Annotated in this window: 19 protein-coding genes and 1 tRNA gene; 12 read left to right on the top strand and 8 right to left on the bottom strand. The window is 62.9% G+C overall.

The window, feature by feature from the left end; all coding sequences use genetic code 11:
* Position 1: 1 nt before the first annotated feature.
* Positions 2–2,095, bottom strand: coding sequence for a transketolase (tkt, locus tag QCE58_RS07840; RefSeq protein ID WP_008349918.1), 2,094 nt, complete (start codon positions 2,093–2,095; stop codon positions 2–4).
* Between the two features lie 289 nt (positions 2,096–2,384).
* On the bottom strand, positions 2,385–3,437 hold the full coding sequence (locus QCE58_RS07835) for an NADP(H)-dependent aldo-keto reductase (RefSeq protein ID WP_244808047.1): 1,053 nt from the start codon (positions 3,435–3,437) through the stop codon (positions 2,385–2,387).
* A 177-nt stretch (positions 3,438–3,614) separates the two neighbouring features.
* On the opposite strand from QCE58_RS07835, the gene QCE58_RS07830 reads away from it, so the two are divergent.
* The 6 genes from QCE58_RS07830 to QCE58_RS07805 all read left to right on the top strand — a co-directional run bounded on the left by QCE58_RS07830 (position 3,615) and on the right by QCE58_RS07805 (position 6,680).
* The gene (locus QCE58_RS07830; RefSeq protein ID WP_250521085.1) at positions 3,615–5,039 is read left to right on the top strand and encodes an MFS transporter; all 1,425 of its coding nucleotides are present in this window, start codon (positions 3,615–3,617) and stop codon (positions 5,037–5,039) included.
* A 54-nt stretch (positions 5,040–5,093) separates the two neighbouring features.
* Positions 5,094–5,291: a hypothetical protein gene (locus QCE58_RS07825; RefSeq protein WP_250480490.1), complete on the top strand. Its 198-nt coding sequence runs from the start codon at positions 5,094–5,096 to the stop codon at positions 5,289–5,291.
* 176 nt (positions 5,292–5,467) lie between these two features.
* Positions 5,468–5,857: a hypothetical protein gene (locus tag QCE58_RS07820; RefSeq protein WP_244808046.1), complete on the top strand. Its 390-nt coding sequence runs from the start codon at positions 5,468–5,470 to the stop codon at positions 5,855–5,857.
* A 4-nt stretch (positions 5,858–5,861) separates the two neighbouring features.
* Positions 5,862–5,984: a hypothetical protein gene (locus QCE58_RS07815; protein WP_309779411.1), complete on the top strand. Its 123-nt coding sequence runs from the start codon at positions 5,862–5,864 to the stop codon at positions 5,982–5,984.
* A 27-nt stretch (positions 5,985–6,011) separates the two neighbouring features.
* Positions 6,012–6,200, top strand: coding sequence for a hypothetical protein (locus QCE58_RS07810; RefSeq protein ID WP_309779410.1), 189 nt, complete (start codon positions 6,012–6,014; stop codon positions 6,198–6,200).
* Between the two features lie 18 nt (positions 6,201–6,218).
* The gene (locus QCE58_RS07805; protein ID WP_008349929.1) at positions 6,219–6,680 is read left to right on the top strand and encodes a lytic transglycosylase domain-containing protein; all 462 of its coding nucleotides are present in this window, start codon (positions 6,219–6,221) and stop codon (positions 6,678–6,680) included.
* Between the two features lie 21 nt (positions 6,681–6,701).
* Here the strand turns inward: QCE58_RS07805 and QCE58_RS07800 are convergent, their stop codons facing one another.
* Positions 6,702–7,439, bottom strand: a complete 738-nt coding sequence (locus QCE58_RS07800; RefSeq protein WP_175980087.1) for an SDR family oxidoreductase — start codon at positions 7,437–7,439, stop codon at positions 6,702–6,704.
* Positions 7,440–7,638: 199 nt separating this feature from the next.
* Here QCE58_RS07800 and QCE58_RS07795 point away from each other — a divergent pair, with 199 nt between their 5' ends.
* The gene (locus QCE58_RS07795; RefSeq protein WP_008349933.1) at positions 7,639–8,664 is read left to right on the top strand and encodes a methyltransferase; all 1,026 of its coding nucleotides are present in this window, start codon (positions 7,639–7,641) and stop codon (positions 8,662–8,664) included.
* Positions 8,665–8,689: 25 nt separating this feature from the next.
* On the opposite strand, the gene QCE58_RS07790 is transcribed toward QCE58_RS07795, so the two are convergent.
* The 3 genes from QCE58_RS07790 to QCE58_RS07780 all read right to left on the bottom strand — a co-directional run bounded on the left by QCE58_RS07790 (position 8,690) and on the right by QCE58_RS07780 (position 9,743).
* On the bottom strand, positions 8,690–8,893 hold the full coding sequence (locus QCE58_RS07790) for a hypothetical protein (protein ID WP_008349934.1): 204 nt from the start codon (positions 8,891–8,893) through the stop codon (positions 8,690–8,692).
* 111 nt (positions 8,894–9,004) lie between these two features.
* Positions 9,005–9,400 carry a DUF5594 family protein gene (locus tag QCE58_RS07785; RefSeq protein ID WP_008349935.1) on the bottom strand — a complete coding sequence of 132 codons (396 nt, stop codon included), beginning with the start codon at positions 9,398–9,400 and terminating at the stop codon, positions 9,005–9,007.
* A 40-nt stretch (positions 9,401–9,440) separates the two neighbouring features.
* Positions 9,441–9,743 (bottom strand): hypothetical protein, encoded by a 303-nt coding sequence (locus QCE58_RS07780; protein WP_008349936.1) that lies wholly within the window; start codon positions 9,741–9,743, stop codon positions 9,441–9,443.
* A 180-nt stretch (positions 9,744–9,923) separates the two neighbouring features.
* Between QCE58_RS07780 and dusA the strand changes: the two genes are divergently transcribed.
* The 5 genes from dusA (at position 9,924) to QCE58_RS07755 (ending at position 13,920) form a co-directional block, all read left to right on the top strand.
* Positions 9,924–10,928, top strand: a complete 1,005-nt coding sequence (dusA, locus tag QCE58_RS07775; protein WP_250434634.1) for a tRNA dihydrouridine(20/20a) synthase DusA — start codon at positions 9,924–9,926, stop codon at positions 10,926–10,928.
* 118 nt (positions 10,929–11,046) lie between these two features.
* Positions 11,047–11,122, top strand: a tRNA-His gene (locus QCE58_RS07770).
* A 180-nt stretch (positions 11,123–11,302) separates the two neighbouring features.
* Positions 11,303–12,382 carry a RelA/SpoT domain-containing protein gene (locus tag QCE58_RS07765; RefSeq protein ID WP_309779405.1) on the top strand — a complete coding sequence of 360 codons (1,080 nt, stop codon included), beginning with the start codon at positions 11,303–11,305 and terminating at the stop codon, positions 12,380–12,382.
* 1,120 nt (positions 12,383–13,502) lie between these two features.
* A complete protein-coding gene (locus QCE58_RS07760) occupies positions 13,503–13,661 on the top strand; it encodes a hypothetical protein (protein WP_309779403.1) in 159 nt (52 codons plus the stop codon).
* On the top strand, positions 13,654–13,920 hold the full coding sequence (locus tag QCE58_RS07755; protein WP_309779402.1) for a hypothetical protein: 267 nt from the start codon (positions 13,654–13,656) through the stop codon (positions 13,918–13,920). The genes QCE58_RS07760 and QCE58_RS07755 overlap by 8 nt, the downstream gene beginning before the upstream one ends.
* 557 nt (positions 13,921–14,477) lie before the next feature.
* On the opposite strand, the gene QCE58_RS07750 is transcribed toward QCE58_RS07755, so the two are convergent.
* Positions 14,478–14,762: a hypothetical protein gene (locus QCE58_RS07750; protein WP_309779401.1), complete on the bottom strand. Its 285-nt coding sequence runs from the start codon at positions 14,760–14,762 to the stop codon at positions 14,478–14,480.
* Positions 14,763–14,778: 16 nt separating this feature from the next.
* Positions 14,779–16,332, bottom strand: a complete 1,554-nt coding sequence (locus tag QCE58_RS07745; RefSeq protein WP_309779400.1) for a hypothetical protein — start codon at positions 16,330–16,332, stop codon at positions 14,779–14,781.
* Positions 16,333–16,337: the final 5 nt, after the last annotated feature.

The raw sequence follows: 16,337 nt of genomic DNA, 5'->3' as shown, positions 1-16,337 counted from the left end.
GTCACTCCTTCCCGTTGGATTTCACGCGTTCGATCTGCTTCTTCGCGGCGTCGTAGACCGCTTCGGGCGTGAAGCCGAACTTCGTCTTCAGCGCCTTCAATGGCGCGGATGCGCCGAACGTGTGCATGACGATCTGCGATCCGAGGCGGCCGACGTAGCGGTCCCACCCGAGCGTCGCGGCCTGCTCGACGCACACGCGCGCATGCACGTCCGGCGGCAGCACCGATTCCTTGTACGCGAGATCCTGCTTCTCGAAGATGTCCCACGACGGCATCGACACGACGCGCGCCGCGACGCCTTCGCTTGTCAGCTTCTCGTACGCCTCGACGCAAAGCGACACTTCGCTGCCCGTCGCGAGCAGCAGCACCTCGGGCTTCTTGCCGCCTTCGGTATCGGCGAGCACGTAGGCGCCGCGCTTCACGCCTTCGGCGGACGCGTATTTCTTGCGGTCGAACGTCGGCAGCGGCTGGCGCGTCAGCACGATGCACGACGGCTCCTTCGGATGCGTCAGCGCGACGCGCCACGCTTCTGCGACTTCGTTCGCGTCGGCGGGACGCAGCGTGCACAGGCCCGGCACGCCGCGCAGCGAGGCGAGCTGCTCGATCGGCTGATGCGTCGGACCGTCTTCGCCGACGCCGATCGAATCGTGCGTGAACACGTAGATCACCGGCACTTCCATGATCGCGGACAGGCGGATCGGCGGCTTCATGTAGTCGCTGAAAATCAGGAACGTCGATCCGTACGGACGCAAGCCCGACAGCGCGAGGCCGTTGCAGACCGCGCCCATGCCGTGCTCGCGGATGCCGAAGTGCAGATTGCGTCCGCCGTAGCTGTCGTGCTCGAAGCTGCCCGCGCCTTCGAACTTCAGATTCGTCTTCGTCGATGGTGACAGGTCTGCGGCGCCGCCGATCAGCCAAGGCACGCGCGGCGCAATCGCATTCAGCACCTTGCCGGACGAATCGCGCGTCGCGAGGCCCTTGGCGTCCGCCTCGAAGGTCGGGATGTCCGCGTCCCAGTTGTCGGGAAGCTTGCCTTCGAGCATCTGCCACGCTTCTTTCGCGAGTTCCGGATTGGCCTTCTCGTAGGCGTCGAAGCGCTGCTTCCACTCGGCGTGCAGCTTCTTGCCGCGCGCGCCCATGCCGTCGGCGAAGTGCTGCATGACGCCGTCGGGCACGTAGAACTGCTTGTCCTCCGGCCAGCCGTAGAACTTCTTCGCGAGCTTGACCTCTTCCTCCCCGAGCGCCTCGCCGTGCGCGCTCGCGGTGTTCTGCTTGTTCGGCGCGCCCCAGCCGATGATGCTTTTCACGACGATCAGCGTCGGCTTGTCGGTGTGCGACTTCGCCTTGTTGATGGCCGCTTCGAGCGCGTCCGCGTCGTTGGCGTCGTCGACGTGCAGCGTGTGCCAGTTGTAGCCGTGAAAGCGCGCTTCCACGTCGTCGCTGTAGGCGAGCTCCGTATGGCCTTCGATGGTGATGGTGTTGCTGTCGTAGATCCAGATGAGATTCGACAGCCGCAGATGCCCCGCGAGCGACGCCGCTTCGTGCGACACGCCTTCCATCATGTCGCCGTCGCCGCACAGCGCGTAGACGCGGTAATCGAAGAGCTTGTCGTCGCCCTTGTTGAAGCGGCTCTCCTTCCAGCGCGCGGCCATCGCCATGCCCACGCTGTTGCCGAGGCCCTGGCCGAGCGGTCCGGTCGTCGTCTCGACGCCCGTCGTCATGCGGTATTCCGGATGGCCCGGCGTCTTGCTGTCGAGCTGGCGGAACTGCTTGATATCGTCGATCGAGACGGCGGGCTTGCCGGTCGGCTTGCCGTCGCCGTCGAACTCCTTCACGCCGGCAAGATGCAACAGCGAGTACAGCAGCATCGACGCATGCCCGACCGACAGCACGAAGCGGTCGCGATTCGGCCATAGCGGCGCGTCGGGATCGTAACGAAGATGGTTCTGCCACAGATGGAATGCGACCGGCGCGAGCGCCATCGGCGTGCCGGGGTGGCCGGAATTGGCCTTCTGCACGGCGTCCATCGAGAGCGTGCGGATGGTGTCGATCGTGAGGCGATCGAGATCTTTGGCCTGAGGTGTTGCTTGAGACATGAGCGACGACTCCTTTGCGAAGAGCGCGCTGTGGCGAGGGGCGCCGCAGCGGGCAACCAGGACCATCGAGCAAGTGCAGTGCCTTACGAAAAGCACCGCACCGCGAATGACACGGGAGCGCGCCGCGAATCCTCGGGTGCGGGATTCGGGCGGCGTTACGGCAGAGTACGGGCCAAAAATTAGGCCGGTATTACAGAGCGATAAACGACGGGCACGCGAACATCAATGCTGACACATTCGCGGCAAAGGCATGCAATTCTTCGCCAAATGCTTGAGCCGGCGAAGAAAATCAGGGCGCCGGATTCGGCTGACGCTCGTGCAGCGCTTCGATTTCGGCCAGGATTTCGTCCGACAGTTCGATGTTCACGCTACCGATGTTCTCCTTCAACTGCGGCATCGACGTCGCGCCGATCAGCGTGCTCGTCGTGAACGGGCGCGTGTTGACGAACGCGAGCGCGAGTTGCGTCGGCGTGAGTCCGTGGCGTTTCGCCAGTTCGACGTACGACGTGATCGCCGCGATCGCCTGCGGCTTGCTGTAGCGCTGGAAACGCTCGAACAGCGTGATTCGCGCGCCCGCCGGACGCGCCCCGCCCTCGTACTTGCCCGACAGCCAGCCGAACGCGAGCGGCGAATACGCGAGCAGCCCGACGCCTTCCTTGTGCGTGAACTCCGACAGTCCGAGCTCGTAAGTGCGATTCACGAGGCTGTACGGATTCTGAATGCTGACGATTTTCGGCAGCCCCGCCTTTTCGGCCGCGCGCAGGAATTGCGCGACACCCCACGGCGTTTCGTTCGACACGCCCACATGACGGATCTTGCCCGCCTTCACGAGATCGGCGAGCGCCGCGAGCGTTTCCTCGATCGGCACCGTGTATTCATCGTCGATATAGGGATAGCTGGATCGGCCGAACGTCATCGTGCTGCGATCGGGCCAATGCAGCTGATACAGATCGACGTAATCCGTTTGCAGGCGCTTCAGGCTGCCGTCGATGGCTTCGTTCAGATTCTTGCGATCGAACTGGTTGCCCGCGCCGCGGATATGCCGCGGATTGTGCGGCTGGCGCGCGGGCCCGGCGATTTTCGTCGCGAGGACGATATCGGCGCGCTTCGCCGGATGCTTCGCGAGCCACGTACCGATGTATTCCTCCGTGCGGCCCTGCGTCTCGGGGCGCGGCGGCACCGGATACATCTCGGCGGCGTCGATGAGATTCACGCCTTGGGCGAGCGCGTAATCGATCTGCTCGTGCGCTTCGCTTTCGGTGTTCTGCTCGCCCCAGGTCATGGTGCCGAGCCCGATCAGGCTGACGTCGATACCCGAATCGCCGAGTTTCCGAAACTTCATTGCTCATTCCTCTTGTTGACGAGTTGTTTGCGCGCTGTGGGGAGACCGTAGGCGCTTTGTCGGACAGGCTGCCTGGCTGATTTTCCGGCAATCGCAAAACCTACCATAGGCGCGAAAGCTCTGCTCTCGCGGCTAGAATGGCAAGCTTCCAACCCGTCAGGCAGGAGCACGCAACCGATGCCGTTAGCACGCGATCGCGAGACAAAAGGCTCGTCGCTCATCGTCATGCTCGTCGCGGCGACCTTCTTCATGGAGAACCTCGACGGCACGATCATCGCCACCGCCTTGCCGCAGATGGCGCGCTCGTTCAACGTGCATCCCGCCGACATGAGCCTCGGCATCACGGCGTATCTGTTGACGCTCGCCGTGTTCATCCCGATTTCCGGCTGGGCCGCCGACCGCTTCGGCCTGCGCACCGTGTTCGCGAGCGCGATCGCGGTGTTCACGGCCGCGTCCGTGCTGTGCGCGACGACCTCGACGTTGCCCGCGTTCGCCGCCGCGCGCGTGTTGCAGGGCATCGGCGGCGCGATGATGGTGCCCGTCGGGCGCCTGGCCGTCTTGCGCGCGACGCCCAAGGAGGGCCTGATGCGCGCCATCGCGATCATCACGTGGCCGGGTCTCGTCGCGCCGGTGATCGGCCCGCCGCTCGGCGGCTTCATCACGACGTATTCTTCGTGGCGCTGGATCTTCTATCTCAACGTGCCCCTCGGGCTGATCGGCTTGCTGCTGACGCTGCGCTACATCGGCAACGAACGCGAGGATGCGACGCGGCGCTTCGACTTGCCGGGCTTCGCGCTGTGCGGCATCGCGTGCACGACGCTGCTCTACGCGATGGAACTGATCGGACGCAGCGACGTGGACTGGCGCTTCGTCGGCGCGCTGGTGGCGGTAGGCGTCGTCGCGGGCATCGCGTCGTGGCGGCATTTGCGCCGCGCGGCGCATCCGGTCGTGGATCTGTCGGCGCTGAAGGTGAAGACCTTTGCCGTGGCGATGGGCGGCGGCTCGCTCTTTCGGATCGCGATCAGCGCCGCGCCGTTCCTGCTGCCGCTGATGTTCCAGGTCGGCTTCGGCATGAACGCGTTCGATTCGGGCCTGCTCACGCTCACGGTGTTCGCGGGCAATCTGTCGATGAAGCTCGTCACGACGCCCGTGATGCGTCGGTTCGGCTTCCGGCCGGTGCTGATCGTAAACGGCGTGCTCGCCGCGCTCTCGCTTGCCGCGATGAGCCTGCTGACGCCCTCGACGCCCACGTTCGTGATCGTCGCCGTGCTGTTCGCGAGCGGCCTGTCGCGTTCGCTGCAGTTTACGGCGCTCAACACGCTGTCCTTCGCCGACGTGCCGAAAGCACAGATGAGCGGCGCGTCGGCGCTATCGAGCACGCTCTTCCAGATGACGATGGGCATCGGCGTGGCGGCCGGCGCAATCGCGCTGCGCATCGGCGAATGGATCCACGGCCACGATGCCCATTCCATCGGACCGGAGGATTTCAGCGTCGCGTTTCTGATCGTCGGGTTCGTGGGGCTCGTCGGCGTCGTCGATCTGTTCGGGCTCGCGAAGGACGCCGGCGCGCTCGTTTCCGGGCATCGCAAGCCGAAGGCGTGAAGGTTTTATGACGGAAAGGCTCAAGCCTTCGCCGCGCCTGCCGTAATCCGCGGTATGAACTCGCACACGCTCGACGCCCTCTCCGCCCTGACCGAAATGGTTGCCGTCCTCCGCCACGCGCGCGGCCTGAAGAATCCGCACGATTTCCCCGACGGCACGCCCGAGCGGCAACTCACCGCCGACGCCTTCGCCGAAGATTTTCTTCGCGCCCTCGATGCCGAGCCGAGCATCGGCGCGTGGTGGCGCATCTGATCGAAGCGTCACAACGGCAAGGTCGCGGCATCTATTACCGGCGTCCGCGCGATCTGATTCCCCGAATCGGCAAATTCTGAGTCAAGTCTTCCTATTTGGCGAAACGTTTGCGCGCGGCTATCAAGTCGCGCCCGTGCGCGCCGACAACTCGCATATCGCCATGACCCAATCAGGAGATGCCAGTGAAGTGGGCAGCGTCACTTTTTGCCATCGCCGTCGCGCTCGTCGTGACCGGCTGCGCGCCGATGCCGGCCGCCAATACGGCTCAGATCGAAAAACCGGCGGCTTCCGCCGAGATCATCCGCTTCGAGATTCCCGCTGACGCGCTCGGCGCCCGCGACCCGCAACTCACCGCGATCCTCGCCAAAGCGGGCGCGCTCGCCGCCGCCCAAAAGCAGCCGACGACCATTCTCGTCACCGCGCTCGCGCAGGACTTTCCCTATCTCAATCAGGCGATCTGGAAAGGCATTCCCGCGCGACATGCGGTCAAGCTCAGTCTCGAAAACCTGACCGCCGGCGCGCGCCAGCCGTACAGCGTGTCCATCAAGCCGACGCAGGGAGGCTGACGCGATGCGCCCATTTCTCATCCTCGCGACTGCGCTGTTTTCGATGCACGCCGCCGCCGGTCCGTTCGACGTGAGCGCGCCCGCGTCCGTGCAAACGCTCGCGGCGCTCGGACCTGACGCGCAGTAGGTCTATCCGCCGATTAAGACGCTCGCAATGCTTCCGCCTTCCAGCGGCGAAGAAGACGATGCGCCTGCCAAATCCGCGAGCAAGAAAGCGAAGAAAACGCGCCGCGTCGCCGATTGCAAATGCAACGGACCCGAGCCGCGTCTCGTGGTGTCGGACGAGTCGCGCACGTATATGAAAGACGTCGAGCGTCGCATCGACATCGCGCTCGCGCCGTAATCGAAGGAGCCACGTTCCATGTTCCGTCCGATTTGCGCGGCGCTGGCCGCCTGCGCGCTGCTCGCCGCGTCGCTCGCGCCGCGCGCCGCTCACGCCGACGATTGCTTCGAACAGGCCGGCGCCTATCAGGGCGTCAATCCGCTTGTGCTGCGCGCGGTCGCCTGGCGCGAATCGAAAGGCGACGCCGCCGCGCTCAACCGCAACGCCAACGGCTCGATCGATATCGGCCAATTGCAGATCAATTCGATCCATTTTCCCGATCTCGCGCGTCAGGGCATTCCGCATCGCGCGCTCGCCGATCCGTGCGTCAACGTCTTCGTCGCCGCCTGGCTGCTCAAGCAGAAGATGGTGAAGCACGGCAACACATGGCGCGCGATCGGCGCGTATCACTCCGAATCGCCGAAACATCGCGACGCCTATGCGCGCAGCATCCAGCAGATTCTCGTCAACTGGGGCGAGTTGCAGCCCCAGATGCGTTGAGGGTGCAACTCGGCCATCGGCTCAAAGCTGGCTCATGCCGCCGTCGATGATGATCTCCGTGCCGACGATGAAACCCGATTCCGGCGACGCCAAATGCAGCACCGTCGCCGCCACTTCGCTCGACTTGCCGAAGCGGCCGAGCGGAATCTGGCTTTGAAGCTGCGCGGCGGCTTCATCGATGAGGCCGAGCTTGTCGTGGAGCGGCGTCGAGACCGGACCGGGACTCACGACGTTCACGCGCGCGCCGCGCGGCAGCAATTCCGCCGACAGCGTCTTTGCGAGCGACACGAGCGCCGCCTTGCTCGACGCATAGACCGATGACATCGGCATGCCGATATGCGCGTTGATCGAACCGTTCAGCACGATCGACGCGCCTTCGTTCAGCAAGGGCACGAGCGACTGGATCTGGAAGTACGGTCCTTTCACGTTGATCGCGAAGGTTTCGTCCCACGCTTTTTCGTCGATGTCCGTGAACGGCCCGAAGGTGGCGACGCCCGCGTTCACGAAGATCGCATCGAGCCGGATGTTCGCATCGGTCAATGCTTGCGCCAGTTCGCGCGCAGCGCTTACCGTGCCCGCCACGTTGCGGATCGCGATGGCGTTCGCGCCGAGCGACTCGCGTGCCGTCGCGAGCGCGCTTTCATCGCGGCCGGTGATGACGACGCGCGCGCCTTCCGCAGCAAACGCCTGCGCTGCCGCGAGACCGATGCCGCTGTTGCCGCCAGTGATCAGAACTGTCTTGCCTTCGAAGCGTTTCATGACGTTCTCCTTGTGAACGTTGCAGGGTGTGAAGGCATTATGGTCGGGCGTGCGCCATTTTCCGTACGACGCGGCCGGCGCACTCGTTCGATATCGTCGAACGAGTTTTTGTCTGAGTGAGGCGCCCCACAGATGCGCCTTGAAGCGAACGCGATCGCCTCCTAGAGTTACGCAGTTCCTTCCCGACAGGAGGCGCATCATGCAAGACGCGCAACGCGGCGCACAGCCCAATCCCGAGCGGCTGCTGCAAATGGGGATGGCGTTCTGGGCGTCGAAGACGCTGCTTTCGGCGGTCGAACTCGGCGTGTTCACGCAACTGGCGACCGGCCCGCGAACGGCCGACGATCTCGTGCAGGCGCTGGCACTGCATCCGCGCGGCGCGCTGGATTTCCTCGATACGCTCGTCGCGCTCAACCTGCTCTCGCGCGAGGGCGGCTTCTACGCGAACGCCGACGACGCCGATTTCTTCCTCGATCGCAACAAGCCTTCATATGTCGGCGGATTGCTGGAAATGGCGAACGCGCGCCTCTATCCGTTCTGGGGTTCGCTCACGGAGGCGCTGCGCACCGGCCTGCCGCAGAACGAATCGAAGCACGGCGGCAACGTCTTCGAGACGCTCTATAGCGACCCGGCACGTCTGCGCGGCTTTCTCCAGGCGATGAGCGGCGTCAGCATGGGCGCGGCGCACGCGATCGCGCGACAGTTCCCGTGGAGCGAGTACCGCACGTTCATCGATATCGGCGCGGCGCAGGGCGCGTTGCCGGTGCAGGTGGCGCTTGCGCATCCGCATCTGACGGGCGGCGGCTTCGATCTGCCGGTGGTGGGTCCGGTCTTCGACGCGTACGTCGCCGCGCACGGACTCCAAGACCGGCTGCGCTTTTATCCCGGCGATTTCTTCAAGGAGCCGTGCCCGTCGGCGGATGTGCTCGTGATGGGGCACATCCTGCACGACTGGGATCTGCCGCAGAAGCTCGAACTGCTCGCGAAGTGTCATGCGGCGCTGCCGGCGGGCGGCGCGTTGATCGTGTACGACGCGATCATCGACGATGAGCGCCGTCAGAATGCCTTCGGGCTTCTGATGAGCCTCAACATGCTGATCGAAACGCCCGGCGGCTTCGACTACACCGGCGCGCAATGCTGCGCGTGGATGCGGCAAGCGGGATTCGCGACGGCGCGCGTCGAACCGCTCGTCGGCGCGGAGTCGATGGTGATCGCGACAAAGTGAGCGGGCCGCGCGCCTGAACGCTTCGTCAACGGTCGTTCGACATGCCTTTCAGGCGATCGTTGCCGGCGTCGCGGGCGGCGTCGGCGGTGGAGAAATTCTCTTCGGAAACCAGCGCGCGCTTGACCTCGCGCGCCGCGAAATCGACGAGCGTGATGACCCAGACGAAACCGCCCGCCTGCTCCGCGGTCTGCACGAATGCGCGCAGATCGCCTTCATTCGACGATGCCATACCGACCTCCTCGTTCAAGTTGATGCGCCCTGCCGGCCGCGAAAGACGCGTATCGACCGGCGATGCGATGCGTCGGCTGAACGGGCGCTAACGGGCGGCAGCCGGCCGCCTTCAGGCTTCGAAATCGAGACCGCCGAAGAGCACCGACGGTTCCGCCTGCGAGCGCGTCGCGAGATCGACCTCGCGCGCGCCCTGCCACGCGTCGAGCTTCGCGCCGATGGCGTCGAGATAACGCAGGAATCGAGCCTCGCCGCCCGCGCCCATCAGCCGTTCGATCTCGTCGTCGTCCCAGGTCAGAAATACGTTCAGCGGGTACGGATAAACGCGCCGATGTTCATCGCCCTGTCGCGGTGCACGTTCGGCGCTGACATGCAGACGTGTCGGCACGGCCGGGCTTTCGTAGCCGAGGATGTCGACGCGCACGCCGTGATCGACGACGCGCGTCACACGTTCCACGATGCGCGGCATGAATTCGGTTTCGAACCGGAGCGCCTGTTGCCGGTTCAACGGGCTTCTCCGCGAGCGCTCGACTGCATCAACGGCATCGTCAGACGGCGGGCAAGTCTTCGAGCGATTTCTCGATCTGACCGTCCTGCACGCGCGCTTCGATGCCGATGTGTCCGTTCGTGTAAGGCAGCGCGCTGACTTTCGGGCCGAGGAAGGCGCGGCCGCCGAGCTTGAAGAGCGTGCGGACTTCCTTGCCGCTCTTGATGGCGTCCACGACCTGCTGGACATCCACGATGGTGGTGGGCGCGGCCCAGTCGTTCGTGGCCGGATCGAAACTGCCCCAGCGCACGCTGGTCACGCGGTCGTTGACCCAGCGCACACCGTCGATCGCCAAAGTAGCCATGTCTGCCTCCGATGCCGTCGTTGGGGTGATCTCGAAATCCTAGCATTGTTGGACGAAGGCGGCTGACGTTTGCGCGGGCGAAACGGTCAGCCGGCGCGAACAAACTGCCGCGCTGCGGTAAAATCGCGGATTCCCCTTGAAATTCAAGCGGTTCGCATGAAGGTGCGGCCGCCGTCGCCCATGTCAGCCGTATCGAAGATCAGTCCCCGCCGCGTCTCCGTCGCTCCTATGATGGATTGGACCGACCGCCATTGCCGGTCCCTGCATCGGCTGGTATCGCGTCATACGTGGCTCTACACGGAGATGGTGACGACGGGCGCGCTGCTCTACGGCGATGTCGCGCGGCATCTCGCGTTCACACCCGCCGAAGCGCCCGTTGCGCTGCAGCTCGGCGGCAGCGAGCCGGCCGATCTCGCGAAAAGCGCGAAGCTCGGCGAGCAATGGGGCTACGACGAGATCAACCTGAATTGCGGCTGCCCTTCCGAGCGCGTGCAGCGCGGCGCGTTCGGCGCTTGTCTGATGAAGGAGCCGCAGCTCGTCGCGGATTGCGTGAAAGCGATGCGCGACGCGGTGTCGATTCCGGTAACGGTCAAGCATCGCATCGGCGTCGACACCGTCGAGGAATATGAGTTCGTGCGCGATTTCGTCGGCACGATCGCCGATGCCGGCTGCGAAGTGTTCATCGTGCACGCGCGCAACGCGATCCTCAAAGGCTTGAGCCCGAAGGAGAATCGCGAGATTCCGCCGCTCAAGTACGAATATGCGTATCGGTTGAAGCGCGACTTTCCGCAACTTGAGATTTCGATCAACGGCGGCATCAAGACGCTCGATGAAGTCGAGGAGCATCTCAAGCACGTCGACGGCGTGATGCTCGGGCGCGAGGCTTATCACAATCCGTACGTGCTCGCCGGCGTCGACACGCGCTTTTACGGCGCGGATACGCCGGTTCCGTCGCGCGAAGAAATCGAGGCGGGACTCATCGACTATGCACGCGGCGAACTGACGCGCGGCACGTATCTCGGCGCGGTGACGCGGCATGCGCTCGGGCTGTATCGCGGCGTGGCCGGCGCGCGCGGATGGCGTCGCGTACTGTCCGACAATCGCCGTCTCGCGAAGGGCGATCTGACGATTTTCGATGAAGCGCGGGCTCACCTACGCGAGGCGGTGGAAGCGCTCGATGCATGATGCGTGGCCGTCGGAAAAAGATGCTAAAAGGGACTAGGCAAGCGCAATCATTGTTCGTATAATCTCGCTTCTTGATTGCTGCAGCGGTTTTGAAGCAGTCGAGATCGCGGTAACAGTGGTGGCTGTAGCTCAGTTGGTAGAGTCCAGGATTGTGATTCCTGTCGTCGTGGGTTCGAGTCCCATCAGCCACCCCAAGAAAACTCAAGGAACCAAAGACTTAGCGCCGTTCGTGAATTTTCACAAATTAGAATTCGGAACTAGATAGCTAATTTCGGAATTAAGCCCGCACAATTTGCGGGCTTTTTTGCGTCCTTGCGTTGGCCGCGAGACAAATCACGGATGAAAAAACGACGCAGTCGGAATGGGGAACGACAATGGCTTGGGCGACGCCTGAATTCGAACAGCAAGAGATAAACGCGGCAGGAAAGGACCTGGCACGCATGGCCTTCCCAGTTGTCGACGATGACGCACTGAAGGCGTTGTCGGTCATCAACAATTGGCGCTCGTCGCACGCCTATCCCTTGAATACATTCCAGATCACGCTGCGCAAGCGCGCTCGGAAGTTAGAGAAGGATGTGATCGTCGCGCAGCGAATAAAGCGTCTCGAGTCAATTCACGCCAAGCTTTCGCGGCAGGCCACAATGCGCATGTCTCAGATGCAGGACATAGCGGGATGTCGCGCCGTCTTGAAGAAGATGACCACAGTTAGGCGGCTCGTCTCCATCTATAAATCCAGCAGGTTCGCGCATCGCCTAAAGGGAGAGAAGGACTATATCTCCGCTCCGAAACCTGACGGCTATCGTTGCCATCACCTGGTCTACATCTATCAAGGCACAGAAGCCACGAAGGCCTATACCGGCCTGCAGGTCGAGGTTCAGATACGCACCCAACTTCAACATGCTTGGGCCACAGCCGTGGAGGCAGTTGGCATCTTCACTCGGCAGGCTCTTAAGTCGAACCAGGGAGACCGCGACTGGCTGCGATTTTTTGCCCTGATGAGTTCGGCGATTGCGGCGATCGAGAAGTGCAGCCCCGTGCCGAACACGCCGACGAATAAGGACGATCTGGTCAATGAGATTCGACGACTGTCTGAAAAATTGCGCGTCCAGCAAACGCTGAACGTGTACAACACGAGCATCGATTATCTGGGAAGCGCAAAAGATGCTAAGTATTTCGTGTTGTCTCTCGATCCTATGACGCAAAAAATCACCGTGTGGCGTTACAAGGCTCTGCAGTCGGAACGCGCCAATGCCCACTACATCGAACTCGAAGGGGCGCTACCAGAAGGTGACTCAACTCAGGTGGTGTTAGTGTCGGTGGAAAACATTAATGCGCTGAAGCGGGCTTATCCCAACTACTTTCTGGATACCAACCGCTTCAGTTCGCTCGTTACAAAGGTGACAAGCGGCGACATCCCTAATCCGCAAGCGCAGAAGGAGCTACTGCTCGACTAACCAGCGGCTTCGGAATTGCGCAGTGTTGCGCGCGTCGATCGCTTCCTCCGTCTTGTCGCTGAGCACGTCCGTCGAACTCACGCATATCCGCTTTTTCTAGTCACCCGCCCCGCCGCCCCCTTCTTCTGCCCGAGAATGGACGTGCCTCTGGACGCGTGCGATCAGTTCCGACGATGGTGAACCGCACCGGCGAAATACACCATTTCGCTACAGAGTTGAAATTCCGCTACTCATCGACTGCAATATCCCGAAAATTCAGCCCTTGCCGGCACCTTGACACTCACGAATCGGTGACGTCGGTTCGGAGGGTCTTTTCGCAACCTGACAAGAGGCGGTGACTGAGACAAGCCTGCCAAAATCACCGGCAGGGCAATTGGTCTGGCTGATGATGGCACCGCGAGAACGAGGCTCAACATAGCCGCTGACGTAGTATGTATTCGTTCCAGGGCCGCCGGTTCGGTCGTGCGTCCAAGAACACGTGATGTCACAGCGCCGACCTTTTCCCGCCCTGTTGTATGTCTTAAGGACTATTGTTTGACGATCCGGCAACTCGCAGGTTACGAGGACATCGAGGCTTCGTTTTCCGCTTATGACGAACGTATCCGATGGACTGCGAAGCCCAGACGGGCCGGCCGCGCTCTTGTTGGGTTTCACTGCGTCATCGGCGAAGGAACTGCCGCAGCACGCCAGCAGCACTGCACTAATGCATAGTGCATGAGCATAGCCAAAAACCGCACATCTGTTCATAGATGCTCCGAAGTTCCTACTTACACGAAAGTAAGCTAGACCATGAGCGCCATGAACGCGGAGAGGGTTTACGCCGAAAGCTTAACCATTGCCGAGTGGCAGGCAGCGCAGGAGCTGATCCGCGGGATTTAGCATGTCAGTCTGCACTTTCTTCAGATCGCCGCGCTGATGGACGGTCAGCATGACGAGTCGTTTAGTTTCTGCCCGGGAAGCCTTGCACAGCATGAGTGTCGCACGACGAGAAAATCCAACTCCTAAAACCTCTAGACGGCCTTTCGTAATATTCCGGGTCTCCGCATGCGCGTCTCAGCATATACTGTTCATCCATACAGTGTCGAGCGCGCAACAATGCGCGTCGGAAAACGAGGACGAGATGACGACGATATGGTGCCCGGTCTGCGCGCGGCGGCTCGCGCGCGATGAGTTTCAGCCGGCGGTCGGCGACGTGCCGAATCGGTGGATGTGCGGCGATTGCGATTGCGTCGTCAACGAGTATGACGACGAGTACGAGCAGCCTGAATGCGATGGGTAAGAACGGAGCCGTTCTGATTGGCGAACTCGCGGCGCGCGCGACGCACCTCGACATCGAGTGCTCTCGTTGCGACCGCAAAGGCAGGTACCGAATCGCCAAGCTGGTCGCGCGACTCGGCGAGGACTTCCCGATGACCGACCTCGGCGCCGAGCTGGCGGATTGCCCTCGGCGAAGCGCCTCCGGTCATCACGAGCGGTGCGACGTGTTCTTTCCGCGTTTGCCGCAGATCAAGTCTCAAGGTACGCCCGGCTCAGGTTGATTCACTCATCACCACAACGCAAACGTTTTTCGCCACCACAACGAACACAGGATCTAGTTCATCCCTTTTTGTTAAGCACAAGATATTGTGGAAAAACGATTCGTCATGAGGTAATGTTTACGTGCAGAAACAAAAAGGCCACTCTCCTTTCGGGAAGAATGGCCTCGGAGCTTTCTGCAATCGTGATCTCGGCAATGCCTGCCAGCGACCCGAGATCAAATCCAAACCGCTGAGCGTGATTATATCGACCCTCCCAACAGGGTCAAGACGCGCTCGGCCATTTGTTAGGTGAACATTTATGGCTTCGAAACCGTTGAAACCTGGTCAATCGGCCCCGCGTTCGGGTGAGTATGGAATCGTCGGCAGCCGCGGCGGGAACACTGGTCAGGAAAGAACCGTCGTCAAGGGCGAGCCGCTGCCCCCGACTCCCAAGCCCGGACAGGGGTATGTTATGAATCGTCCGGCTCATAATGGCGCCGGGAAACCGACCAAGAAGTAAAAGCTGGGAAGCCGCTCGGTAGTCTCGCCCGAGCGGCTTCATTATCGCGTTGGAACTGCTATCGAAGAGCGACGGCGATCTGAATCCGTCGGGTTTCGGTACGGCCGGCCGACGTGATAATCGTACAAGCGATTACATAGACCTCGCCTAGCACACCTCCAGACAACCACGCTGCTACAACCCCGCCGACGATGCTTGAGGAATTGACCGTTATCCCGGCGTCGGGCGTGATGGAAGTGTCGGTGATGGTTTCCCCGTCACCGAGCCACGCGGACCAATCCCAGTTGAAGTCGAGAAAAGCCTGCGGATCCTTGATGAACGAAGGAACGTACGGAAACGCCATTTGATGCTCCGAAATTTTATGCCGGCTTCTCGACTCGCACGGCGATGCCGCGGCTCTCTCGTTCCGTCAACTGTGTGCGCCGCTCGGCGGCAACTATCGCCAGTCTTGGATCACAGTCGATAGCGACGATCCGCGTTTCACGCGAGATAGTGACCACTCTCGGCTCTGCCGCAATCGCATAGCGGACCGGAACCGACACTCCGACTATTGCACCCTGACCGTTACCGCTTCCGACGCCGGGCGCTTGGGTCGCAGCGGCGCTTCCAGAGATCGGATCGAGGATTGCGCCGGTCGCAGAAGCGATGCCGGGCGTCTGAGTGCCGGCGGCGCTGCCGCCCAATGTCACCGCCCCGCTCGAATCCGCGCCTTGAAGCGACTGCGCAGCCGCCGCGACTCCGTCGATACGCACGCCACCGAGCGCGTCGCCGGCATTTCGCGCTTGCGTCGACGCCGCGGCACCGTCGATCGCGGGCGTGCCGATCTGCCCCGAAGCCAACCCGTTAGTCGCCGCCTGCGTCGCAGCCGCGGCACCCGTGACGCTCACCAACCCTGCCGCGCGCGCCGCACCGCTATTCGTCGATGCGGCGGCACCGGAGATAGGCGCGGCACCAACTTGCCCGCTCGCTTGCGCGGTGTTCGCCGCCTGCGTGCTGGCCGCGGTGCCGCTTGTCGATGCTGTGCCGCTCGCCGCCGCGCCCCCCGAACTCGTCGAGGCTGCGGCGCCTGAGATCGACACGCCGCCGGATGCCGCACCGGCGACTGGTCCTTGCGCGGCACTCGCCGTGCCGGTCGTCGAGACGTTGCCGCTCGCCGTGGCCGCGCCAAGTGCCTGAGTCGCCGCCGCGCTGCCGCTCGCGCCCACACTGCCCGAAGCGCTCGCGACGTTCCCTGCCTGCGCTGCGGCTGCCGCGCCCGACGTGCTCACGCCGCCCGATGCCGCGCCGCTCGACGTATTCGCTGTGCTCGTTCCCGTGCCGCTGATCGCGGCGGGCGCGCTGCTCAGATACTTGATCGCGTGAAGCATGACGTTGAACGACGAGCCCTGCGTCGTCGTGATCGTCATCTTCAGCGTGAGCGTCTGCCCCGCCGAGTTCGCCGCCCATGTGATCGTCGTGGCGTAGAACTTCTGGTTGCCGCTGCCAGTCGTTCCCGGCGAGACCGTGTAGGCGGTCGCGCTGCCATCCGGCAGCGTCGCGGTGAGCGTGCAACCGCTCGAATACGCCGCCCAGTAGACCGTAGCCGTGCGCGAGGTCGTGTCGGCGGGCAGCACGATCTGAATGCCCTGCCCGGTCGCTGTCGTGTTGTCGGCGTAGATGCCGCCCGCGAGCGCTGTCGCCGATGCCGTGGGCGTGCCGTCCGTCCACGTCATCTTCGGGCCGTCGGTATAGCCCGTGAACGTGACGCCGGAGCCGATCGTCGTCGGCAAGCCAATCGTCGAGCCGCCGCCCGATTTCCGGTTGACTGCGGTTGCCGACTGCGGAAACTGAATCCAGTCGGTCTGAGCCGGCGACGAGAGGTTGAATGTCTCGGTGCCGGCTAGAAGGGTGTTCGAACCGGTGAGAGTGCCCATTGCGG

The organism is Caballeronia sp. LZ028 (assembly GCF_031451415.1).
Taxonomy (GTDB): Bacteria; Pseudomonadota; Gammaproteobacteria; order Burkholderiales; family Burkholderiaceae; genus Caballeronia; species Caballeronia zhejiangensis.
The sequence above is the reverse complement of the archived record's forward strand: the minus strand, read 5'-3'. Positions and strand labels throughout refer to the sequence as shown.